The sequence below is a fragment of the Collinsella sp. CLA-ER-H6 genome (genome assembly GCF_040092305.1).
Taxonomy (GTDB): Bacteria; Actinomycetota; Coriobacteriia; order Coriobacteriales; family Coriobacteriaceae; genus Collinsella.
The window spans coordinates 1-21,372 of sequence record NZ_JBBNLS010000010.1 but is presented as its reverse complement, the minus strand read 5'-3'; the positions used below and the strand labels follow the sequence as shown (position 1 = coordinate 21,372).

19 protein-coding genes and 6 tRNA genes are annotated in these 21,372 nt (G+C 58.7%); 7 read left to right on the top strand and 18 right to left on the bottom strand.

Going from position 1 to position 21,372, the window contains the following annotated elements; genetic code table 11:
- Nucleotides 1-3: 3 nt before the first annotated feature.
- Nucleotides 4-1,314, bottom strand: a complete 1,311-nt coding sequence (locus tag AAAX77_RS05730; protein WP_349105219.1) for an O-acetylhomoserine aminocarboxypropyltransferase/cysteine synthase family protein — start codon at nucleotides 1,312-1,314, stop codon at nucleotides 4-6.
- Nucleotides 1,315-1,587: 273 nt separating this feature from the next.
- Between AAAX77_RS05730 and AAAX77_RS05725 the strand changes: the two genes are divergently transcribed.
- The 5 genes from AAAX77_RS05725 (at nucleotide 1,588) to AAAX77_RS05705 (ending at nucleotide 5,112) form a co-directional block, all read left to right on the top strand.
- Nucleotides 1,588-2,490 (top strand): LysR family transcriptional regulator, encoded by a 903-nt coding sequence (locus AAAX77_RS05725; RefSeq protein ID WP_117757381.1) that lies wholly within the window; start codon nucleotides 1,588-1,590, stop codon nucleotides 2,488-2,490.
- A 48-nt stretch (nucleotides 2,491-2,538) separates the two neighbouring features.
- On the top strand, nucleotides 2,539-3,075 hold the full coding sequence (gene rnhA, locus AAAX77_RS05720) for a ribonuclease HI (RefSeq protein WP_349105217.1): 537 nt from the start codon (nucleotides 2,539-2,541) through the stop codon (nucleotides 3,073-3,075).
- 75 nt (nucleotides 3,076-3,150) lie between these two features.
- Nucleotides 3,151-4,257 carry a Gfo/Idh/MocA family oxidoreductase gene (locus AAAX77_RS05715; protein WP_349105215.1) on the top strand — a complete coding sequence of 369 codons (1,107 nt, stop codon included), beginning with the start codon at nucleotides 3,151-3,153 and terminating at the stop codon, nucleotides 4,255-4,257.
- A gap of 2 nt (nucleotides 4,258-4,259) precedes the next feature.
- Entirely contained in the window at nucleotides 4,260-4,670 is a 411-nt protein-coding gene (locus AAAX77_RS05710) for an acylphosphatase (protein ID WP_349105214.1), read from the top strand.
- A gap of 61 nt (nucleotides 4,671-4,731) precedes the next feature.
- Nucleotides 4,732-5,112: a transcriptional repressor gene (locus AAAX77_RS05705; protein WP_172676337.1), complete on the top strand. Its 381-nt coding sequence runs from the start codon at nucleotides 4,732-4,734 to the stop codon at nucleotides 5,110-5,112.
- A 76-nt stretch (nucleotides 5,113-5,188) separates the two neighbouring features.
- Here AAAX77_RS05705 and AAAX77_RS05700 read toward each other — a convergent pair whose 3' ends face one another.
- From AAAX77_RS05700 to AAAX77_RS05690, 3 genes are all read right to left on the bottom strand, one after another.
- Nucleotides 5,189-5,986: an HAD family hydrolase gene (locus AAAX77_RS05700; RefSeq protein WP_349105212.1), complete on the bottom strand. Its 798-nt coding sequence runs from the start codon at nucleotides 5,984-5,986 to the stop codon at nucleotides 5,189-5,191.
- 83 nt (nucleotides 5,987-6,069) lie between these two features.
- On the bottom strand, nucleotides 6,070-6,648 hold the full coding sequence (locus AAAX77_RS05695) for a hypothetical protein (RefSeq protein ID WP_055286914.1): 579 nt from the start codon (nucleotides 6,646-6,648) through the stop codon (nucleotides 6,070-6,072).
- Between the two features lie 3 nt (nucleotides 6,649-6,651).
- Nucleotides 6,652-7,080 carry a peptidylprolyl isomerase gene (locus AAAX77_RS05690; RefSeq protein ID WP_035138874.1) on the bottom strand — a complete coding sequence of 143 codons (429 nt, stop codon included), beginning with the start codon at nucleotides 7,078-7,080 and terminating at the stop codon, nucleotides 6,652-6,654.
- A 120-nt stretch (nucleotides 7,081-7,200) separates the two neighbouring features.
- Here AAAX77_RS05690 and AAAX77_RS05685 point away from each other — a divergent pair, with 120 nt between their 5' ends.
- Nucleotides 7,201-8,214, top strand: coding sequence for a membrane dipeptidase (locus AAAX77_RS05685; protein WP_349105210.1), 1,014 nt, complete (start codon nucleotides 7,201-7,203; stop codon nucleotides 8,212-8,214).
- 74 nt (nucleotides 8,215-8,288) lie between these two features.
- On the top strand, nucleotides 8,289-9,065 hold the full coding sequence (locus AAAX77_RS05680) for a SprT family zinc-dependent metalloprotease (protein ID WP_349105208.1): 777 nt from the start codon (nucleotides 8,289-8,291) through the stop codon (nucleotides 9,063-9,065).
- A gap of 6 nt (nucleotides 9,066-9,071) precedes the next feature.
- On the opposite strand, the gene folB is transcribed toward AAAX77_RS05680, so the two are convergent.
- The 14 genes from folB to AAAX77_RS05610 form a co-directional block, all read right to left on the bottom strand.
- Nucleotides 9,072-9,557 (bottom strand): dihydroneopterin aldolase, encoded by a 486-nt coding sequence (gene folB, locus AAAX77_RS05675; protein ID WP_055286920.1) that lies wholly within the window; start codon nucleotides 9,555-9,557, stop codon nucleotides 9,072-9,074.
- Nucleotides 9,558-9,600: 43 nt separating this feature from the next.
- Complete coding sequence (locus tag AAAX77_RS05670) at nucleotides 9,601-10,182, bottom strand: HD domain-containing protein (RefSeq protein WP_171021502.1); 582 nt, start codon at nucleotides 10,180-10,182, stop codon at nucleotides 9,601-9,603.
- 1 nt (nucleotide 10,183) lies between these two features.
- Entirely contained in the window at nucleotides 10,184-10,741 is a 558-nt protein-coding gene (gene folE, locus AAAX77_RS05665) for a GTP cyclohydrolase I FolE (protein ID WP_022094399.1), read from the bottom strand.
- 66 nt (nucleotides 10,742-10,807) lie between these two features.
- A complete protein-coding gene (nrdG, locus tag AAAX77_RS05660; RefSeq protein WP_349105206.1) occupies nucleotides 10,808-11,389 on the bottom strand; it encodes an anaerobic ribonucleoside-triphosphate reductase activating protein in 582 nt (193 codons plus the stop codon).
- A 427-nt stretch (nucleotides 11,390-11,816) separates the two neighbouring features.
- Nucleotides 11,817-14,039 (bottom strand): anaerobic ribonucleoside-triphosphate reductase, encoded by a 2,223-nt coding sequence (gene nrdD / locus AAAX77_RS05655; protein WP_349105204.1) that lies wholly within the window; start codon nucleotides 14,037-14,039, stop codon nucleotides 11,817-11,819.
- 633 nt (nucleotides 14,040-14,672) lie between these two features.
- A tRNA-Val gene (locus AAAX77_RS05650) sits at nucleotides 14,673-14,747 on the bottom strand.
- Nucleotides 14,748-14,750: 3 nt separating this feature from the next.
- A tRNA-Gly gene (locus AAAX77_RS05645) sits at nucleotides 14,751-14,826 on the bottom strand.
- 141 nt (nucleotides 14,827-14,967) lie between these two features.
- Nucleotides 14,968-16,701, bottom strand: a complete 1,734-nt coding sequence (locus tag AAAX77_RS05640; protein WP_349105202.1) for a glycoside hydrolase family 13 protein — start codon at nucleotides 16,699-16,701, stop codon at nucleotides 14,968-14,970.
- Between the two features lie 336 nt (nucleotides 16,702-17,037).
- A tRNA-Gly gene (locus tag AAAX77_RS05635) sits at nucleotides 17,038-17,113 on the bottom strand.
- A 42-nt stretch (nucleotides 17,114-17,155) separates the two neighbouring features.
- A tRNA-Cys gene (locus AAAX77_RS05630) sits at nucleotides 17,156-17,229 on the bottom strand.
- 34 nt (nucleotides 17,230-17,263) lie between these two features.
- A tRNA-Gly gene (locus tag AAAX77_RS05625) sits at nucleotides 17,264-17,339 on the bottom strand.
- Between the two features lie 105 nt (nucleotides 17,340-17,444).
- Entirely contained in the window at nucleotides 17,445-18,191 is a 747-nt protein-coding gene (locus AAAX77_RS05620; RefSeq protein ID WP_349105200.1) for an anti-sigma factor antagonist, read from the bottom strand.
- 78 nt (nucleotides 18,192-18,269) lie between these two features.
- Nucleotides 18,270-20,615 (bottom strand): SpoIIE family protein phosphatase, encoded by a 2,346-nt coding sequence (locus AAAX77_RS05615; RefSeq protein ID WP_349105198.1) that lies wholly within the window; start codon nucleotides 20,613-20,615, stop codon nucleotides 18,270-18,272.
- Nucleotides 20,616-20,674: 59 nt separating this feature from the next.
- Nucleotides 20,675-20,764 (bottom strand) — tRNA-Leu (locus AAAX77_RS05610).
- Nucleotides 20,765-21,372: the final 608 nt, after the last annotated feature.

Below are 21,372 nucleotides of genomic sequence, written 5' to 3'. Positions count from 1 at the left end.
GCCCTACTCGTCCAGTGCGGCAAAGGCCTGCTTCAGGTCCCAAATGATGTCCTCGGCGTTCTCGGTACCGATGGAAAGACGGATCGTGGAGGGCGTGATGTTCTGCTCGGCGAGCTCCTCGGCAGAGAGCTGGGAGTGCGTAGTCGTAGCCGGGTGCACGACGAGCGACTTGACGTCGGCCACGTTGGCGAGCAGCGAGAACACCTGCAAGTGGTCGATGAACTTCCATGCAGCCTCCTGGCCGCCCTTGATCTCGAAGGTGAAGATCGAGGCACCGCCGTTGGGGAAATACTGCTTGTAAAGCTCATGGTCGGGGTGATCGGGCAGGCTCGGGTGGTTCACCTTGGCAACGTGGCTGTCGCCGGCAAGGAACTCAACGACCTTCTTGGTGTTCTCGACATGGCGATCAACGCGCAGCGAAAGCGTCTCGGTGCCCTGGAGCAAGATCCAGGCGTTGAACGGGCTGATGCAAGCGCCCTCATCACGCAGCAGGATGGCGCGGACATAGGTCGCGAAGGCGGCGGGGCCGGCAGCCTCGGCAAACGAGACGCCATGGTAGGATGGGTTGGGCTCGGCGATCTGCGCATACTTGCCGCTCGCCTTCCAGTCAAAGTTGCCGCCATCGACAATCACGCCGCCCAGCGAGGTGCCATGGCCGCCAATGAACTTAGTTGCGGAGTGAACGACAATGTTGGCGCCGTGCTCCAGCGGACGGAACAGATACGGGGTGCCGAAGGTGTTATCGACGACGACCGGAAGACCATGCTTCTTGGCAATCTCGGAGATGGCGTCGATGTTGGGGATATCGGAGTTGGGGTTGCCGAGCGTCTCGAGGTAGATAACCGTGGTGTTGTCCTTGATGGCACCCTCGACCTCGTCCAGGTTATGGGCATCGACAAACGTGGTCTCGACGCCAAACTGCGAGAGCGTATGCTCCAGCAGGTTGTAGGAACCACCGTAGATGGTCTTTTGAGCCACCACGTGGTCACCGGCCTGGGCAAGAGCCTGCAGGGTATAGGTGATGGCGGCGGCACCGGAGGCGACGGCGAGGCCGGCCACGCCGCCCTCGAGTGCGGCGATACGGTCCTCGAAGACGCCCTGGGTGGAGTTGGTCAGACGGCCGTAGATGTTACCGGCGTCGGCAAGGCCAAAGCGGTCGGCAGCGTGCTGGGAGTTGCGGAACACATAGCTCGTGGTCTGGTAGATAGGCACGGCGCGGGAATCGGATGCGGGATCGGCGCTCTCCTGGCCAACGTGAAGCTGCAGGGTGTCGAAACCAAAGGTGTGCTCGGGGTTGTTGATAAACTGGCTCATGATGATCTCCTTGATCGAACAAAAGTAATAAGCGTAAGAGAAGTAAGTCGCTGTCTCCTGATCACGCCGACGGGCGCAAACAGGAGCCCGGCATTCGTCTTGGTAAGCAATTCATATGCGGGCCTCCTTTCGCATCCCGGTTCCGTGGTTGGCTTAATTACCTACCGCCTTTGTGTGTTTTGAATAGTACGAGCATCGTCTCCCCGGGTCAATCACTTAAAAGCGCTAACCTGTTATCTGTTTTTTAGATAACTATCGAAAGGACGGGCGCCGATGACCCTCCAACAGCTTCGCTTTTTGATCGCCGTGGCAGAGTCCGGCTCAATCAACGCCGCAGCCCAGCGCCTCTATACCGCTCAGTCCAACATCTCAAACGCCGTCAAAAGCCTGGAACAGGAGCTCCATCTGGAGATCTTTACGCGCTCCAGCCGCGGCGTCACGCTCACCAACGACGGCACCGAGCTTTTGGGCTATGCGCGCCAGGTCGTAGAGCAGGCCGACATGCTCGAGGCACGCTACGAGGACGGCGGCACCCCGCAAGCCCGCCTCGCCATTTCCGCCCAGCACTACGCCTTTTCGGTCGAGGCCTTTGTCAACGTGGTCGAGCGCTGCCGCGACAGCAAGTTCGAGTTCATCATGCGCGAGACCACCACATCGCAGATCATCGATGACGTCCGTGCGTTTCGCAGCGATATCGGCATTCTGTATCTGGATGACTTTAACGCCCGCGTTCTGCAGAAGGCCTTCGCCGATGCCCGTGCAAGCTTCCATCCCCTATTCGACGCGACGGTCCACGTCTTCGTTAGCGAGCGCCACCCACTCGCACGCCGCCCCCAGCTGTCCCTTGCCGACCTCACGCCCTATACGCGCTACAGCTTTGAGCAGGGAACCTCAAACTCCTTCTATTACGCCGAGGAACCTTTTAGCTATATCCCTTGCGACCGCAACATACGAATCTCGGACCGCGGAACACTTACTAACTTACTTATCACGTCGAACGGTTACACCCTGTCGACCGGCGTCCTCTCCAATGAAATGCAATGGGGTATGGCATCGATCCCGTTAGCAGACGCCCCAACGATGCGCGTAGGCTATATCATGCACGACGAGCGCAAGCCCTCTCCCCTCTTGCAGCAATACCTCGACGAGCTCAACCGCATCATCCATGCCAACTAACTGTCGGAAGACGGGGTAGAAATCGTAGATTGCTAGCCCCCGGCGGGCATGGCGCTACAATGGTCACTCACACGAAACGTACCCAACGAAAGGAACCATGTGAAGGTCATCATCTATACCGACGGCTCGGCCCGATCAAATCCGGGACGCGGTGGCTACGGCGCCGTGCTCACATACACCAACCCCGCCGGCAAGACCTTCACCTCCGAGCTTTCGCGCGGCTACGCTAAGACCACCAACAACCGCATGGAACTCATGGCCGTCATCGTGGCGCTCGAGGCGCTCAACCGCCCCTGCGATGTCGAAGTCCATTCCGATTCGCAGTACGTTGTTAACGCCTTCAACAAGCACTGGATCGACGGCTGGAAAAAACGCGGCTGGAAGACCGCCAACAAGCAGCCCGTTAAGAACCGCGATCTGTGGGAGCGCCTACTCACCGCAAAGAGCAAGCACAAGGTGGAGTTCATCTGGGTTAAGGGCCACGCCGGCCATGAGCTTAATGAGCGCTGCGACGAGCTTGCCACCACGGCGGCCGACGGCAGCAACCTCGATATCGACACCGGCTTTAACGAGAGCGACCTGTAACGGCGTTTTCGCACGCTATTTCCTGCCCCCTCGCGCTACACTCATCCTGTAAACCGAACGGCACGAGGGGGATATATGCTGCGTATAGCGACCATCGGCACATCCATGATTACCGACGACTTTATCCAGGTCGTCAACGCCAACGACCAAGCCGCGTTTGTGGGCACGCTCTCGCGCGATGCAGATCGCGGCGCCGCCTTCACCACTAAGCACGGCGGCGAGCGTTACTTCACCGCGCTTGACGAGCTTGCGTCCGCTGCCGACGTCGACGCCGTCTACATCGGCAGCCCCAATGCGCTCCACTACGAGCAGGCGCTCGCCTGTATCGCCGGCGGCAAGCACGTTATCGTCGAAAAGCCCTTTTGTGCCACCGAGGCGCAGGCGCTCGAGGTCTTTCGCGCAGCCGAGGCGGCGGGCGTCGTAGCCCTCGAAGCCATGCGCCCGCTCCATGACCCCGCTTTCCACGCCGTCGAGGACGCCCTGGGCGAGATTGCGCCCATTCGTCGTGCATCGTTGCGCTTTGGCAAGTATTCTTCGCGCTACAACGAGGTTCTCGCGGGGCGCGCCACCAATATCTTTGACTGCAATATGGCATCGGGTTCCCTCATGGACATCGGCGTCTACACCGTCGAGCCCATGGTCGAGATTTTCGGCATGCCCTCCGGCCTTACGAGCATGGCTACTCTGCTCGACCCCGCCACACGACAGCTCACGCACGGCCCCATCGATGGCTGCGGTTCCATCCTCGCCAGCTACGGCGGTGGCCGTATCTCCGTCGAGCTTGCGCACTCCAAAATTACGAATGACCTGCTGCCCTCGCAGATTGAAGGCGAGCGTGGCACTATCCAGATCGACCATCTGTCCACGCCCCGCAACGTCCGCATCGACTATCGCGGCGACGTCGTACGCGGCTCGGCGACCGAGGTACCGCGCGAACAGGGCGACAACGGCCGCGTGCTCGACCTTCCCAAATCGAGCAACACCATGGAATACGAACTCACAGACTTTATCACCGCCATCGGCGGTATCGATAACGTTAAGGAAGAGATTTGGGAGACCCCGGCGGGACGCCACGAGCTCGGACACTACCGCGATGTCACGCTCGTCTCACTGCGCATCATGGATGCCGTACGCCAGCAGGCCGGCATTACCTTCCCGGCCGACGTAGACAAGCAGGCCTAGCGATGAGCTTCTTCGATACGTTCTTCTCCAGCGTCGCCGGCGGCAGCCGCGAACCCCAAAAGCTCTCTGGCGTCGAGCTCGAGCTGCGCCGCAGGCTCACCGTGCTCGCAAGCGACGAGGCCACTCAAGACGCCCCGCAGCGCTATTTCCTGCGGTGGGAGGGGCAAGTCCAGGGCGTCGGTTTCCGCTTCACCAACACCAACCTCGCACAGGCGCGCTCCCTCACCGGCTGGGTGCGCAATATGGAAGACGGCTCGGTTGAGATGGAGCTACAGGGCACGCCGGCAAACATCGTGTCTCTGCTCGAGGCGCTTCATGCCTCCTATGAGCGCATGGGGACACGTTTTCGCCTTGTAGACGCCCAAGCTCGCACCCCGCTTGCCAACGAGGATAGTTTTAGCCCTCGCTATTAGTATTGTGTTCTAAATAAGGTATCATTTGCTTCATGCCGTTTACAGAAAAGAGGCGAGGCGCATGGCGGTGCAAAGAAGGAATACCAGGCAGCGAAAGCTGGTTCTTGACGCTGTGCGCCAAAGCTATAACCATCCCACCGCCGACGAAATCTACAATGTCGTACGCGAACAGGATGACAAGATCAGCCGCGGCACTGTCTACCGCAACCTCAATCTCTTAGCCGACGCCGGCGAGATTCTCTCTATTAAGACGCCGGGCGGCAGCCGCTTCGATCGCACCATCGAGCCGCACGCACATATCATCTGCACCTCGTGCAGCCGCGTCATCGACGTGCCGCTCCCCTTCGATGCCCAGCTCGACGCCAGGGCATCCGAACAAATCGGATGGAGCGTCAGCTCGCACTACACCATCTTTGAGGGACTCTGCCCCGACTGCCGGTAGCCTTTGGGGCATGCCTGCAAATCTACTTTCCCATCCGTTACAGCAAACAGTACATTTCTAGGCATGTCCCGAAAACCTACTCGGCGAGCAGGCGGCGCAGTTCTTCTTCGACCGTGTGCACGTAACGGACGCGATCGTTGATACCGCGCATGGTGGGGTTGCAGCTCTCCATCAGATAGGGATGGCCCACGACGTTGAGCATGTCGCGATCGTTCTCATTGTCGCCAAATGCCATCATCTCATCGGGCGAAATCCCCAGGACACGACCGTAATCGGCAAGCGCGGAGCCCTTGCCCGAACCGAAACCGATAAGGTCCGTCCATGCGGTTCCTGACGTCATCACATTGACACGGTCGCCAAAGAGGCGCTCGAAATACTCCCGGGCCGCCGGATAATCCACCTCGGGCGTCTGGAAGCCAATCTTAATGACATCCTCGTCGATGTCCTCGGGACGGTCGACCACCGCCACATCGCAGTGGACCACATAGCGCAAATGGTCGACGAACGCATCGTTGCCGCTCATGGTGTAGATGTGCCCCTCACACGAAAGGGTCATGTCGGTATGGGGATACGCAACCACGGTATTCGCGATAACCATAGCAAGGCTACGCTCCATGGAACGCTTGACGACGGCACGCCCCTCGCTCATCACCAGGGTTCCGTTTTCGCATACATAGGCGAGCTCATCGGCCACCGGGGCAAACAGGTAGCGCAAGCTCGCATATTGACGGCCACTCGCCGGCATAAACACGATACCACGACGATGCAGCTCATCGATAAGCTCAAAGGCCTCGGAACGCAGCTCGCGCTCCCCCGGATGCAGCAACGTGCCGTCCAAATCGCATGCAATCAGTTTGATTCCCTCAAGACCCATATGCTTCCCCCAAAGCCTCATATCAACAGCAAGACGGACCTTGATCGGTCGCCCCTCAAAGCCCGTCTTGCGCATACGCGCGCTTAGCCGCGCGCCTTTTTTACGATGGTAAAGTCGGGAGCCATGCTCACGACGACCTCCGCCGCACTCGACGCAAAGCGCCGGTCCGCATCGAGTTCACGGGTAACCAGCGAGAGCCGAACACCCTCGACACCCCGGAGCATGCGGCCCAAAACAGGCTGCACCGGCGTATACATGCGCACAGTATGCTCGTCCGAGTCGCCCCGGAAGAGCGGCGCATGCATGTTGCCGATCTCCCAGCACGAATGCGCGAGCGCAATCGGGTCCATGCGGTCAACTTCGACCAAATAAACCTCGGCGCTGCGCAAGCGCACGACAACCGCCACGGGCACCATGCCCGAACGGTCAATGGCGAGCACGTCGCCGTCGGCAAGACGACCGCCGTCGGCAGTATCCAGCCGAACATCGACCGTGCGCCCCAGCTCCGTCACGCCCACAAACGCGTATACATCAGCCTGGTCCCAATCGAGCAGTAGCTCGTCAACTTCAAAGACGCCGCCCAACTTCCGGCGAAGCAGGAGTTCATAGGACGGATCGTTGAGATTTCCCAAGCATGTCGTCGAAACCAAGCGTTCAGGCATACTCTAACCCTCGACCTCGACGAGCTCGATATCAAAGTTGAGGTCCTTACCGGCCAGCTCGTGGTTGGCGTCGAGCGTCACGGCCTCGGGCGTTACATCGATGACCACGGCGGGGACGGGCATACCGCTCGGCGTGGACAGGAAGAGCTTCATGCCCTTCTCAATCTGCTCGATGTTGGGAACCTGTTCGGCCGGGAAGGTCAGAACCATCTCGGGATTGTGCTCGCCGTAGGCATCGGCAGCAGGAATGTGCACGGTCTTCTTCTCACCCACCTGCATGTCGACAACAGCGGCGTCGAAGCCCTTGATCATCTGGCCGGCGCCGCAGGTGAACTCCAGCGGCTCGCCGCGATCGTAGGAGCTATCGAACTGCGTGCCGTCGTCGAGCGTGCCGCGATAATGAGTCTTGACCTTCTTGCCCTGGTTGGACATGGAAACCTCCGTGATAAGGGCGGCGCACAACACGGGCCGCCATGAACATATGGCGCTAACTATACCCTAGTCATACAATTTGAAGACAGTTTGCAAAGAAACGCTGCAACCGGAGGAACCATGGCATATCCCGTATTTGACCTACACTGCGACACCGCCGACCGAATCGGCTGGGCCACGCTCGATCTCGACCTGCGCTTTACCGCCGGCACCGACGGTTATTTCCCCGGCGACGAAACGCATCCGCAAGATTTCGACCTCATCGAGGGTAACGCCTGCGCCATCTCGCTCGCAAAGATCGGCAACACGCCGTGGGCACAGTGCTTCGCTACGTTTGTCCCCGACGAGATCCCCACCGCCCACGCCGCGCGCTTCCAGGCGCAAATCATGGCGCATATGAGCGGCCAGGCAATGCTCAACCACGACCGCATGGTCAACGTGCGCAGCGCCGCAGACATTCGCCCCGCGCTCAAGGACGGCAAGATCGCCTGTATCCACACCATCGAAAACGCCACGTTCTTTGCCGAGGACCCCGCGCTGATCGAGGTGCTCAAGAGCCTGGGCGTGCTTATGTCGTCACTCAGCTGGAACGCGCAGGGACCGCTCGCGAGCGGCCACGACACCCACGCCGGCCTTACCGCCGCCGGCGTCGAGGCACTTACGCAAATGGAGCACGCCGGCATGGTACTCGACGTCTCCCACCTCAACGATGAGTGCTTTGACGAGGTTGTCGCCCACGCCACGCGCCCCTTCGTCGCCAGCCACTCCAACTCCCGTGCGGTTTGCGGCGTCAAGCGCAACCTTACCGACGACCAGTTCCGTACCATTCGCGACATGGGCGGCATCGTCGGCCTCAACTACTGCAGCGAGTTCCTTTCCAACGACGCAACCGACAAAACCGCCGCAGACGTCACCTTCGACCAGCTGGCGGCACATATCGAGCACTGGCTCGACCTGGGCGGCGAGGACGCCATCGCGCTCGGCGGCGACTGGGACGGTGCCACGGTGCCCGCTTTCCTCTCCGATGCCAGCAAGATGCCCGAATTCCAGAACATGCTCTCCAAGCACTTTGGCAAGACCGTGATGCAAAAGCTCTGCAGCGACAACGCGCTTGCCTTCTTTGAGCGCTATTAATTTCACATCCCTTGAGCGGGCCGGCATGCCGAACGGTCGACATGCCGGCCCGTCCCCAATCCAAAGGACCGCTTTTGACGCAGCAGTTTACGATTTCCGTATCCCGACCGGATGGGACGCCCATCCCCGTCGTCGTTACCAAAAAGCGCGTCAAGAACTTCAACCTACGTGTCACATCGAGCGGTGAGGTCCACGCCAGCGCACCGCTCGGCGCCAGCCGCGAGCGTATCGAAGCGTTTGTGAAGCGCAACAGCGCCTGGATTATCAGCCGACTTGCCCAGCGTGAGCAACGTCAGGCGACAGTGCGAGAGCCGCTCAGTCCCTCGTCCATCATTGCACTTTGGGGCAAGCCCATCACGGTACAGGACGCACTCGATCACAACTTTGCATCACCCGCACCGCGACCCAAGCAGGCCACCTTCGCAAGTTTTATGGGTACCGATGAATCGGACGAAGGCCTACAGGCCAAGCGGCACGCAATCCTCGACGACCTAACGTCCGATGAGCTCCAGACCCGCATCGACCAACTCTATGCATCCGAGGTCACCACGGCGCTGCGCGATATGGTACGCGCGTACGAAATCGCAATGGGTGTCGCCGTTTCCCGCGTTTCCGTACGTAGCATGAAAACGCGTTGGGGCTCATGCACGCCCAAATCCGGTGCCGTTCGCATCGCACGCGAACTTGCCGCCTATCCCATCGAGTGTCTCGGCATGGTTGTCGCCCACGAGCTCGTCCACCTGCTCGAGCCAAGCCACAATCAGCGGTTTCACGCCCTGCTCGACACGTACTGTCCCAACAATAGAGCTCTATCGCAGCGGCTCAAGCAGCCGCCCATAGAGACGTATTAGAACCGGTTAGCGCACGCGCTCGATCTCGACGCCGCAGCTTGCCAGGGGAAGACCGACGGGAGCCCAAGGCTTATCGAGCTTAACACGCACGCCAAGCAGCAAGGGGTAACGACGCAGCAGCATCTGGGCCACACCCTCGGCTGCCGCCTCGATGAGTTTAAACGTATGCTCGCGCAGATAGCCATCGACATCGTGGCACACCGAGCCGTAGTCAATCGAAGCGTCCAGGTTATCGTGCTCCCCCGCTGCACGCAGGTCGGCATAGAGCACCAAGGACACGATGAACTTCTGGCCCAGCGCATTCTCTTCGGGATACACGCCGTGGTTGGCAAAGACCTCGAGACCGTCGATAGTAATGCGGTCAGCATGGCGCAGATCGTCATAACTCACGTGGGGCACCGCCGTTGCGGTGGATATATCGCCCCTTCCACGGCGGGCGAGCTCGGCGCCTTCAGTCTTGGTTGCATTCTCGGGCAGTTTCTTGTTGCTCATCGCGATCGTCTCCTTCGTTTAGAACCCCGACCGCGCAAACTAACTACACGCGAATCGACAGGTTCTTTTTATCATCGCTCCAGTTGCAAGCATTGCGCGCGGGGCATGCAAAGCAGGCGCGCGACGCTTTGTCGGCTGCATAGAGCAGACGCTCAAGCGGTTGGCTGTTCACACGCAGCTTTCGATGGCCCAGAATGGCCGTCTTAATGGCTGCGGCATCGGCCGGCTCAAACGCCACATCATCGGGCATGCCGCCGAGAATCGCATCAGCGACGCGTTCGCTTGCAACATCATGGGATATACCCGATTCATACTGTTCATCTTTGCCGATATCGTGAAGAAGTGCCGTGGCGTAGATGACCTCACGGTCAAATTCGAGCTGTTCCTCGAGATTCTTGATCCACATAATGCGAGCGACATCGAGAAGATGGTCAATACCGTGGCGGCAGAAGATGCGCCCCGATTCCAACTGTGCAATGTTACCCAGGTGCCGCCGGAACAGCCCGTTGGCGCAAATGTAATCAATGCGAGGCATGGCACCAAAGGGAGCCAAGCCCGAAGCCATAAAGCCGCGACGCGACGTCCCCTCATCGGTCTTCGATGTAAAGTCGTTGACGACCCTCATGCTAACGGCCCAGCATCCTAAAGAACCGCTCCTCGAGCGCGGGATCAGTCTCAAAGACGCCGCGGCGAGCGAGCGTCACGGTCTTGGTGCCGGGCTTTTGCACGCCGCGCATGGTCATGCACATATGCTCGGCTTCCATGAGCACAATCGCTCCCTGGGGAGCGAGATAATCCATGAGAGCGTCGGCAACCTGCGCACACAGCTGCTCCTGCAGCTGCAGACGGCGGGCATAAACCTCAACCGTGCGGGCGAGTTTGGAAAGCCCAGCCACCCGACCGTTAGGGATATAGCCAATGGCGGCCTTGCCATAAAACGGCAGCAGATGGTGCTCGCACAGCGAGTAGAACGTGATGTCGCGCTCGATAACCAAATCGTTCGAAGCGACGGCAAAGGTTTTGGACAGGTGCTCCTCGGCACTCTGGTCCATACCGCCGGCGATCTCACCATACATACGGGCAACGCGCGCCGGGGTCTCCAGCAGGCCCTCACGAGTTGGGTCCTCGCCTATGCCCTCAAGCAACAGCTTAATGGCGGCCTCGACTTTTTCCTGATCGACCATCTGGGCCTCACTTTTCCGATTTTGCGTTCGCGCTATGGTACCACGCCCTCCGGCATCGGCCACAAGCTACATAGTATGGGTCGAATAGACCGGATCGTCCCGCCAAAGCTCCACGGCGTCGCAAAGCGCAACGTTCTCACGTGCAGCACGAGCGCGCGTGGCGTTCATGTCGATCACGCGCTGATTGATCGAGCCCCTAAAGCGCAACGAGATATCGTACAGATCCTGAACGAACGGGCCGTCCACCAACATGTCGAGGCAGGCCAGGATACGGTCCGTCACCTCGGTATGATGACGGCCACCCGGCATAAGCTCCTCGAGCACGTCACCGGTAAAGCACCAAATGGTCTTGCCCGACCCCGCAGGATAGGCCGCACGCACGCGTTCGATAAAGTCAACAAGCCCCGCCTGATTCTCGGGCTCCATAGGCTCGCCGCCCAGAATCGTCAGGCCGTCAATAAAGGGATGATCGAGGCTCTCGATAATCTTGTCCTCGACGGCACGATCGAACGGCTCGCCCGCGGCAAAGTCCCACGCGACAGAATTAAAGCAATTCTTGCACCCGCGACGGCACCCGCTCACAAACAGAGAAGTACGAACGCCCTCCCCATCAGCAATGTCGAAATACTTAATGTTCGCGTAGTTCATAAGTAACTCTCCCGGGAGGCCGGGACATATCATCCCGTCCTCAAACATTCTCGGCCTTCGGCCTGCAAAACTGCGGGCGGGACGATATGTCCCGGCCTCATGCAAAGGGTAACTCAATGAACGAAGAGAACATCGAGTATAGGGTTCGAGGTCCAATAAAAACCTTGTTGCAACTCAACCGCCATCGCAAGCAAAGCGTTGTTGCAAGTCAACTCATTTCCGCTTAGAACTTCGAGGAGTGAGCAGACCGCATGCCGCATCTCAGCTACGTCAACTTGGCTGAGCCGAGAGGGCCGCTTGGGCTTTTGATCGATATGAGTTCCGCACGCAAAGAAGGCCACTTAATGTGGCCTTCGTCTTGCGCAGGACTGTCCGAAATAGCGAGCAAATGCCCAAGCGGCCCTCCCGGCTCAGCCCCGGAGCGGTATTAGAGATGCAGCACGCGGTCGCGAATCTCCTCGGTTCGGCCCTGATTCCAGAATTGGGTACCGATGTAGCCGCACGTACGACGGGCGACGTTCATCTTCTCCTGATCGCGGTTGCCGCAGTTGGGGCACTCCCACACCAGCTTGCCGTCATCCTCGACAATCTTGATCTCACCGTCGTAGCCGCACACCTGGCAGTAGTCGCTCTTGGTGTTGAGCTCGGCGTACATGATGTTGTCGTAGATGTACTGCATCACGCGAATGACAGCCTTGAGGTTGTCCTGCATGTTGGGAACCTCGACGTAGGAGATGGCACCGCCCGGCGAAAGCTGCTGGAACATACCCTCGAACTTGAGCTTGTCGAATGCGTCGATCTCCTCGGACACGTGGACGTGGTAGCTGTTGGTGATGTAGCCCTTGTCCGTCACGCCCGGGATGATGCCAAAACGACGCTGCAGGCACTTGGCGAACTTGTAGGTCGTCGACTCAAGCGGGGTACCGTACAGCGAGAAGTCAATATCGCTTTCGGCCTTCCACTCGGCGCACTTGTCGTTCATGCGCTGCATGACGGCCATGGCAAAGGGCGTGCCCTCCTTCTCGGTGTGGCTGTGGCCCGTCATGTACTTGACGCACTCATACAGGCCGGCATAACCCAGACTAATGGTGGAGTATCCGCCCACGAGCAGCTTGTCGATCGTCTCGCCCTTCTTCAGACGGGCGAGGGCGCCGTACTGCCACAGAATCGGTGCGGCGTCAGAAAGCGTACCCATCAGGCGCTCATGACGGCACAGCAGGGCACGGTGGCACAGCTCAAGGCGCTCATCGAAGATCTTCCAGAACTTGTCCATATCCTGATGCGAGCTCAGTGCGACATCAGGCAGGTTGATGGTCACGACGCCCTGGTTAAAGCGACCATAGTACTTGGGCTTCTTCGGGTCGTAGTTCAGCGCGTTGGCAACGTTGTTAAAACCGTTGCCCGAGCGGTCGGGCGTCAAGAAGCTGCGGCAGCCCATGCAGGTATAGCAATCGCCGTTGCCGGCGGTCTCGCCCTTCGACAGCTTGAGCTCGCGCATCTTCTTCTCGGAGATGTAGTCGGGAACCATGCGCTTGGCGGTGCACTTGGCAGCCAGCTGGGTCAGGTAGAAGTACGGGGAATCCTCGTGAACGTTATCGTCCTCGAGTACATAGATGAGCTTGGGGAATGCCGGGGTAATCCAAACGCCGGCCTCGTTCTTAACGCCCTCGTAGCGCTGGCGAAGCGTCTCCTCCACGATCATGGCAAGGTCGTGCTTCTCCTGAGGCGTACGGGCCTCGTTAAGATACATAAAGACCGTCACGAACGGCGCCTGGCCATTGGTGGTCATAAGGGTCACGACCTGATACTGAATCGTCTGGACGCCGCGACGAATCTCATCGCGCAGGCGATCCTCAACAACCTCGCGGACCTTTTCGGGAGATGCGGAAACGCCGAGCTCCTCGAGCTCGCGGGCGACCTCGCCGCGAATCTTTTGACGGCTCACCTCAACAAACGGAGCAAGATGGGTCAGCGAAATCGACTGGCCGCCGTACTGGGAGGAAGCAACCTGAGCGATGATCTGCGTCGCGATGTTGCAGGCGGTCGAGAAGCTGTGCGGCTTCTCGATCAGCGTGCCCGAGATAACGGTGCCGTTCTGGAGCATGTCCTCCAGGTTCACCAGGTCGCAGTTGTGCATGTGCTGAGCAAAGTAATCCGAATCGTGGAAGTGGATCAGGCCCTCATTATGGGCGTCCACGATCTCCTGGGGCAGCAGCACGCGCTGGGTCAGGTCCTTGGAAATCTCGCCGGCCATATAGTCGCGCTGAACGGAGTTGACGGTCGGGTTCTTGTTGGAGTTCTCCTGCTTGACCTCTTCGTTATTGCACTCAATCAACGACAGGATCTTGTCATCGGTCGTGTTCTTCTGGCGCTTCAGGCTCTGAACATAGCGATAGATGATGTAGTGGCGGGCAACCTCGTAGCAGTCGAGACGCATGATCTCGTCCTCGACCAAATCTTGGATCTCCTCGACCGAAACGGTGTGGCCCGCGTTCTCGCATGCCTCGGCGACGTTTTGCGCCGCATAAACCACCTGGCGGTCGGTTAGACGAGAGCTCTCCTCGACCTCCAAGTTGGCGGCGCGGATGGCATTGACGATCTTATCGATGTCAAAGACAACCTCGGTGCCGCTGCGCTTGATGATCTTCATCCTCTTGCCTCTTTCGCGTCGTAACCTCATTGCGCTTCAGAGCCAAACGATGCCCGGCAGGGCTTGCCCCTGTCTTGCGGCGCCGTCGCGCAATCTGTGTTCTCGATAAACCATAAGTCCTCATGCGGACAATCCTCGCGGCCGATCAAGCGGCTCAAAGGCGTGTCCAAATGGGACGAATAAGGTCTTCGTTCTCTGTCCGCCATCTATCATACGACAAAGACGCATCTATATCCTGTATTCTTTTTTTAGTTCAAACACAACATATAGTGTTTCAGCAGGTCAAAGCAATTAGTCATTTTGCAGACGCATTAATTATGAGGGGTTCTTGGCAAGTCGGTAAAACGTTACCAACACGGCTACCTGCATGGCAGTTATAAAACCCCCTTAGTCAAGCCGCTGACAAATCCTACCAAAACCAAGCCGCTCACGCCAAAAGAATCCAAAAGATTGTGCTTGACCAACATGTTGCGGTCACGATCGGCCAGGACGTATGCAATCTGCCGGCACCCCTACGGGATGCGAAGACCATCGCGTACAGACCTTGGATCAATATTTGGTGGTTATTTGGCGGCGTGCTTGGCGGCATAAAACAAAACAGCCCAGAGACATAGCCTCTGAGCTGCGAACATTTGGTGGGCGTTAGAAGATTTGAACTTCTGACCTCTTCCGTGTCAGGGAAGCGCTCTCCCCCTGAGCTAAACGCCCAAATGGAGCGGACAACGGGGCTCGAACCCGCGACCCCAACCTTGGCAAGGTTGTGCTCTACCAACTGAGCCATGTCCGCCTGCGAGGATTTAATATACGGGATGATCCACCCAAATGCAAGAACTTTTTTAAAAAAGTTTTGCGGCGCCCTCGCGAACCTCGCGAGGACATCAGCCACCACGGAAGGCGCAGGCAAACGCAAACTCGCCGCAAGAGGCCCCTACATCTCACCGAGCATGATCCAGGCAGAGCTGTCCTGCGCGAGCCTGCCGTCTGCAAGCGGTGATGAGGTGAGCAGGACCCTGCCCGCCGGCAGCTCCACGGGTGCTGCACCGAAGTTCGTCACACACGCCCAGCCGTTATCGCGGCGATAGGCGATGACGCCGCCCTCAGCGCCCTCGGCACCATCCGCAAGACCGGTGCGCCCGTCAAGATCGAGCCACGCAAGATCGTTGGCGCACCCGCGCAGCTTGCGCCGCAGCCAGAGGGCGTCACGATAGAGCGCAAGCATCGATGTCGGGTCCACTTCTTCCCTATCGGCAGCATAATCGGAAAACCATGCAGGCTGCGGCAGATGGGGCGCCGCATCGGCGTCTGCCGGCGAAAACCCAAACGATCCGCCATGCGCGGGATCGTCCGCCGCCACCCACGGCAGGGGCACACGACAGCCGTCGCGCCCCTTCTCACGCTTCGGTCCGTGCGTATTGGTCGCACTGGGATCTTCGAGTGCGGCCCACGGGATATCAGCCACCTCAAAAAGGCCGAGCTCCTCACCCTGATACACGTATGCCGAGCCCGGAAGCGCCAGCTCAAGCAAAAGGGCCGCCCGCGCGCGGCGCTCGCCGAGTTCACGGTCCTCGTCATAAGACGACCCGTCGCGCAAGAGCCAGTCGAGCGCAATCTGGTGGTAGCGCGTCGCCTTGATTTGCGGCAGGGCATAGCGTGTCGCCACGCGCGGCACGTCGTGGTTGGAGAGTACCCAGGTCGAGGCGGAATCGGATTCGACGGCTGCCTTCAAGCCCTTCTCGATTGCAGTGTGCATGTCATCATAGGTCCAAGTGGCCTTGGCAAACTCAAAGTTGAATGTCTGGCCAAGCTCGCTGGGACGCGCGTAGAGATACTGGCGCTCGGGCAGCACCCACGCCTCGGCAACGGCACTGCGCGGCGGATTATAGCGGTCGAACACGCGGCGCCACTCGCGATAGATCTCGTGGACCTCATTGCGGTCCCACAGCGGATGGGTGCCGTCGTCAACCATGTCATCGCCCTCGGCGAGATGCCACCGGTCGAGGTCATCGCGGTCGAGATCCTTGGCGAGACCCTGCGCCACATCAATGCGAAAGCCGTCGACGCCTCGATCGCTCCAAAACGCCAGGACGTCGCAAAAGAGCGCGTGAACCTCAGGGCATGACCAGTCAAAGTCCGGCTGCTCGGGCGTAAACATGTGCAGATACCACTGACCGTCCGCAACACGCGTCCATGCGGGGCCGCCAAAGTTGGCATTCCAATTGGTGGGAGGCAGCTCGCCATGCTCGCCGCGACCATCGCGGAAGATATAACGGGCGCGTTCGGGCGATCCGGGGCCGGCGGCAAGAGCGGCTTTGAACCAGGGGTGCTGGTTGGATGAATGGTTGGGCACGATGTCGACGATGACCTTGATGCCGCGCGCGTGAGCCGCAGCGATCATGTCATCGAAGTCGTCAAGCGAGCCGAGACGTGGGTCGACATCGCAGTAGTCCGCCACATCATAGCCGCCATCGACAAGAGGCGAAGGGTAAAACGGGCTCAGCCAGATGGCCTCGATACCCAGCCGCTCAAGATAGTCCATCTGCTGGGTAATGCCCGCGATATCGCCCAGACCCGAACCAGTCGAATCCTTAAACGAGCGCGGGTAGATCTGATAGATCGCGGCATCGGACATCCATGAGCGCGAAGAAGACTTTTCTGTAGCCATGGGGCGTATCTCCCTTGCAACGAGGTTATGCGAGATGCCCACGATGATACGCCCAAAGCGCACATTCGCAGCAAACAACGCCACAGCCACGCCCCAAAACGCTCGCTCCCTCTCGGGTTCGAACCTCCCGGGACGAATCGACCGATTAGTGAAAAGAACGGAAGACCCACTTTCCCGGCCACGACAGCGAGCGGGCTCCGGGTGCCCCAGGTTGCCGCGAAAGAGGAGGGAAGCGTACTTTATGTACGCGACCGACGATTGAGGGGCAAGATGGGGTGTCCGGGGCCCGCGCAGCGTCAACAAAAAACGCGGTTCGTTAGAACCGCGTAAGATAGTTGGAGCGGACAACGGGGCTCGAACCCGCGACCCCAACCTTGGCAAGGTTGTGCTCTACCAACTGAGCCATGTCCGCATATGTAAAACAAAACGGGCGCCGGAGCGCCCGGATGTTGCCTGGAGGCGAAGCCCGGATTCGAACCGGGGGTAAAGGCTTTGCAGGCCTCTGCCTTACCACTTGGCCACTTCGCCGAAAAAGGACCGCCTAAACGGTCCGGAAATGCAATGGAGCGGACAACGGGGCTCGAACCCGCGACCCCAACCTTGGCAAGGTTGTGCTCTACCAACTGAGCCATGTCCGCTTGCGGGTTATTAATTTACGCGAGTTGTCCAAAAGACGCAAGTACTTTTTTCAAAAAACTTGTCTGCCGCATGTTCTTAGTAGCTAAACGCGCTAAAGCGATTGGCTAGGCACACGATTCCAGCGCTCCGCTAAACAGCTTCACCATCTGCACGCGCGTGCCGGCGCCGTCCGTACGACGAGCAACCTCCACGTTATCGACGAGCATACGCATAAGCTTGATGCCACGGCCACGCTCCTCAGATGCGACCGGTTCGCTCGTTTCATCGATAGAATAGCCGACACCTCGATCAAGCACCTCAACCACAACGCGATCGCCATAGGCCTGAACCGTCAGGACGCACCCGATACCACCCGCATGGTCATAGGCATTACCCAGCGCCTCCCCCGACGCCAATGCGACATCGTAGCGCTCGTCACGGCGCAACGGAAGCGATTCAAGGAGTTCGGCGATGCGATGTCGGTAGTATGGAAGATTCTCGATACCCTGACGGACCTCGACGCTCTTACTCCAGCGAGGCAGCTCCCCCACCGGAATGGCAGGAATTGACTCCCGTGCCGGCCCCGCGACATGAAGGATATCGACAAGACGAGCAATCTCCAAAAAGCGAACAACTTCACCTGATGCATTGACGAGCGAAAGCAGGCCTTCTCGCCTCATGAGCTCACGAGCGCGCGTAAGCAGGAATGCCAAGCCCGTCGAATCGATAAAGCTAACAGTCTGACAGTTGATGACGACACGACGCACGCCGCGGCCAATCAAAGCATCCAGCCGCCGACGCAGCGCAGGCACCGTGGCGATGTCGATATCGCCTGGTGGCGTCAAAACCGCTATGTCATTCCACTCATTCATACGACCATGGTTCCCCAAAAAAGCCCACTCGATGCATTCGTTTCCCCAACCGTGCGGATTCAACCCGCCCAGCGTCGTCTATGAACGACCCCGTAAAAACTCAAGGGACACCAATGCAATGTCATCGTCCAGCGCCGAATCGGTAAATCGGTCAAGCTCGCCCAAGACCTTGCCGCAAATGCCCGACACGCCCTCCGCCGAAACAGAAAGCAGAAGATCGCGCAAGCGCTGCTCGCCAAAGAACGCTCCGGTGCGGTCACGGGCCTCAATCGTTCCATCCGTATACATAAAGAGCATATCGCCGGGGGCGAACGTAAAGGCACCCGTCTCGTACACCATGCCTTCGAATGCGCCGATTACGCCCGATTGGCATCCAAGCAGTTCGACCTCTCCCCCACGGGCCTCGCCGCCACCCAGCGGCATCGACTCTGGCCTGATGACCATGGTCGGAGGATGGCCCGCCGAACAATACGTTGCGCGTCCGGCTTTAAGGTCAATCTTGGCGATAAAGGCCGTCACGAACGTCTCGACTCTCGAAAAGCCCATGAGCATGCTGTTAAGGGAGCGTGCCATGCGGGCGGGCCCCGCACCCTCCCAGGCATAGGCCGTCAGGGCCGTCTTGACGAGCGCGGACATCGATGCGGCCTCAATGCCTTTGCCAGACACATCACCCAGAATCATGACGGCGCAGTCGTCGGGAAGTCGGATGAGCGTATAGAAATCGCCGCCGACCAACGCCGAGTTCGTGGCCGACAGGTATACCGAATCGGTTGCGATACCCGGAACATCCCCCAGGGAATTTCTCATGCCGATCTGGAGGGTCTGAGCGATATGGCGCTCCTCGCGCTTTTGAGATTCGCCTTCGTAGATCAGTTCAAAGTCATGCGCCAAGTGCACCAAGTAGTCATATTCAAGGTCATCAATCGGCTCTTGGCTGCCATCACGAAGCAGCAGTGCGCGCGTCGTCGGGCCCTTCGCAACAGAAGCAGGAACAATCGCGTCGTTACTGTGCTTGCCATCACCCTCAGAGCGCGGGCGCCCCGCCTCGATGCCGAAGTCGACGTAGAGACCCTGGCAAGGCAGACCATGCGTCCTAAGCCAGCCTCCCATAGGCATCGATTCATCAACGCGAGTTATACGGACGTGCTTAAGGTCCTCGGCACTCGTGCCGCCCAAAACAGATGCCTCAAAGCCATCAGGGCCAGCTCCCAGACGTGCCGCCGGCGCCGTCATAGAAAAGAAAAGCTTCTCGGGATCGTCCGGCAAAGCAACGCGACTGCCGCCTTCAAAATCTATGACATAGGAGTCCAGACTGGCGTCATACTCAACAGGGCAAAAATGGCAGTTGAGCATATTGCAGATCTCGGACGATACCGCCTGGGTAGCCGCGGCGGAATCGTCTAGAAAGGTAAACAGCTCATCACGTAAGACATTGAGCGAGCGGCCAAGCTCGGCCGTGCGACGAGAGCGAAGGCTCGATGCCATTCCGACCAGCTGGATAGACAGGTAATCGCAAATGACCTCAAGTACATTAACGTCATAGGCGAGCGGTGCCTGGGGGCGTTTCCAACCAACTTCCAACACGCCAAGGATCTGCGTACCGTAAAAAACGGGAAGACAGATCTCGCTGCGGTACGGAGGCATATCCTGCATGCGCAACAGGTGCTTAGAACGATTATCCAGGTCCATGAACATACCGGAGGCGGCCCTATCGCCCTCAAGGTCCTGCTGAATCGACAAGCGACAGGCACGCGACTCGCGAAGAACATACGTCGGAATGCCAGCGCCATACGGCAAAAACTCGGGCAGGTAGCTGTCGTGCAGCTCCTTGGAGACACCGCGAAGCTTAAAACCGCCGCTCTCAGAAAAATAGATAGCGGCACCCGAAGCATCGAGCGTTCCTACAAGTTGGTTTAAAACGGTATCAAGCAGACTGGGTAACTCATCGGAGCCCACAGTGCTCATAATGACCGAGAGCGTGCCTGAGAGACGCTTGTTCGCCACTCTGAGCTCCGATAACGCACGCTTGAGTTGACGGTCGTGAGAATACTGCTCCTCGATACTGTGAAGTGCCACCAGGACGCGTGGCGCTCGGCGCCCAAAGATGCGTGGAGGCGTTACGGAGCCTGCACGAACCAAGACGGGGATAAAGGAGCCGTCACTCAGCTTGAGCATCAGTTCGCTCTCGGAGCCATCAGTTTCAAATGGCAGACGATGTTCCGTCGCACGTTCAAAAGCGGACGAATACAGGACGTCTTTAACATCTCCACCGACGACATCGGCGCGTTCTTCGCACATCAAACCAAGTAAGCGATTATTCACATGCAGAATGGTTCCGTCGAGCTCGCAGATGATGACAGCATCGCTCGTGATCTCGACTAGTTGGGCAACGTCTGCCCACTCGTTGCGTTCAAGCGTTTCCATCGTGGCCCCCACCGTCTATCGGTAACAAAAAAGCCTCCGAAGAGGCTTCTCAAATGCGATGGTGTCGGAGGCGGGACTTGAACCCGCATGACCAAAAAGCGGTCACTAGCACCTCAAGCTAGCGCGTCTGCCAATTCCGCCACTCCGACATGCTATGTTGTTGATTCACGGTTCGTTTTGTTGGACCCGCGCGTTCAACGAGGAAGATAATAACCTATGATTCGAGAACTGTGCAAGCACTTTTTTCAAAAAAGTTTACGAATTTGTAAATGCGCTGGTAGATCTATATGTTCGGCCCCGAATCGGTGTTGCCTCCCGGCGCGTCCTCGGGCATGAGCGATATTTTGTTGCGCACTTCGTGCTGCAAAATATCGCTCCCCCTGCGGAATGCGCCGGGAGGCAACACCGATTCGGGGCCTGCAAATACATACTTCAGGCACAGTTCTCAAACATGTTCTGGGGGCTGATGTAAATTTGGTGGCTCGGCTTTGCCGAGCCCTTATATGGGGAGGCCGGAGCTAAAGCTCCGGCCTCACTAACTTTCCTATTAGATTAAGTGAGCGATCGAGGAATCGCACTCCCCCTGCCGAGTTACCGCAGGGCCCGCCCTGAAGTTACTTTTCAGAACACTCCGCACTGATATTTTCTGTATTGAAGACGTCGATGATGCACCCGTATACCATTGACGTCGACACCATCAGATGCGGACCGCGCGGTGACCCCACATTCCGCTGGCGCCCACAGGGCTGCCCTCGTT

Coding starts and splice junctions, on each gene's coding strand:
- AAAX77_RS05730 (WP_349105219.1), bottom strand. CDS start 1,314: ATGAGCCAGTTTATCAACAACCCCGAGCACACCTTTGGTTTCGACACC.
- AAAX77_RS05725 (WP_117757381.1), top strand. CDS start 1,588: ATGACCCTCCAACAGCTTCGCTTTTTGATCGCCGTGGCAGAGTCCGGC.
- rnhA (WP_349105217.1), top strand. CDS start 2,539: ATGGCGCTACAATGGTCACTCACACGAAACGTACCCAACGAAAGGAAC.
- AAAX77_RS05715 (WP_349105215.1), top strand. CDS start 3,151: ATGCTGCGTATAGCGACCATCGGCACATCCATGATTACCGACGACTTT.
- AAAX77_RS05710 (WP_349105214.1), top strand. CDS start 4,260: ATGAGCTTCTTCGATACGTTCTTCTCCAGCGTCGCCGGCGGCAGCCGC.
- AAAX77_RS05705 (WP_172676337.1), top strand. CDS start 4,732: ATGGCGGTGCAAAGAAGGAATACCAGGCAGCGAAAGCTGGTTCTTGAC.
- AAAX77_RS05700 (WP_349105212.1), bottom strand. CDS start 5,986: ATGGGTCTTGAGGGAATCAAACTGATTGCATGCGATTTGGACGGCACG.
- AAAX77_RS05695 (WP_055286914.1), bottom strand. CDS start 6,648: ATGCCTGAACGCTTGGTTTCGACGACATGCTTGGGAAATCTCAACGAT.
- AAAX77_RS05690 (WP_035138874.1), bottom strand. CDS start 7,080: ATGTCCAACCAGGGCAAGAAGGTCAAGACTCATTATCGCGGCACGCTC.
- AAAX77_RS05685 (WP_349105210.1), top strand. CDS start 7,201: ATGGCATATCCCGTATTTGACCTACACTGCGACACCGCCGACCGAATC.
- folB (WP_055286920.1), bottom strand. CDS start 9,557: ATGAGCAACAAGAAACTGCCCGAGAATGCAACCAAGACTGAAGGCGCC.
- AAAX77_RS05670 (WP_171021502.1), bottom strand. CDS start 10,182: ATGAGGGTCGTCAACGACTTTACATCGAAGACCGATGAGGGGACGTCG.
- folE (WP_022094399.1), bottom strand. CDS start 10,741: ATGGTCGATCAGGAAAAAGTCGAGGCCGCCATTAAGCTGTTGCTTGAG.
- nrdG (WP_349105206.1), bottom strand. CDS start 11,389: ATGAACTACGCGAACATTAAGTATTTCGACATTGCTGATGGGGAGGGC.
- nrdD (WP_349105204.1), bottom strand. CDS start 14,039: ATGAAGATCATCAAGCGCAGCGGCACCGAGGTTGTCTTTGACATCGAT.
- AAAX77_RS05640 (WP_349105202.1), bottom strand. CDS start 16,701: ATGGCTACAGAAAAGTCTTCTTCGCGCTCATGGATGTCCGATGCCGCG.
- AAAX77_RS05620 (WP_349105200.1), bottom strand. CDS start 18,191: ATGAATGAGTGGAATGACATAGCGGTTTTGACGCCACCAGGCGATATC.
- AAAX77_RS05615 (WP_349105198.1), bottom strand. CDS start 20,615: ATGGAAACGCTTGAACGCAACGAGTGGGCAGACGTTGCCCAACTAGTC.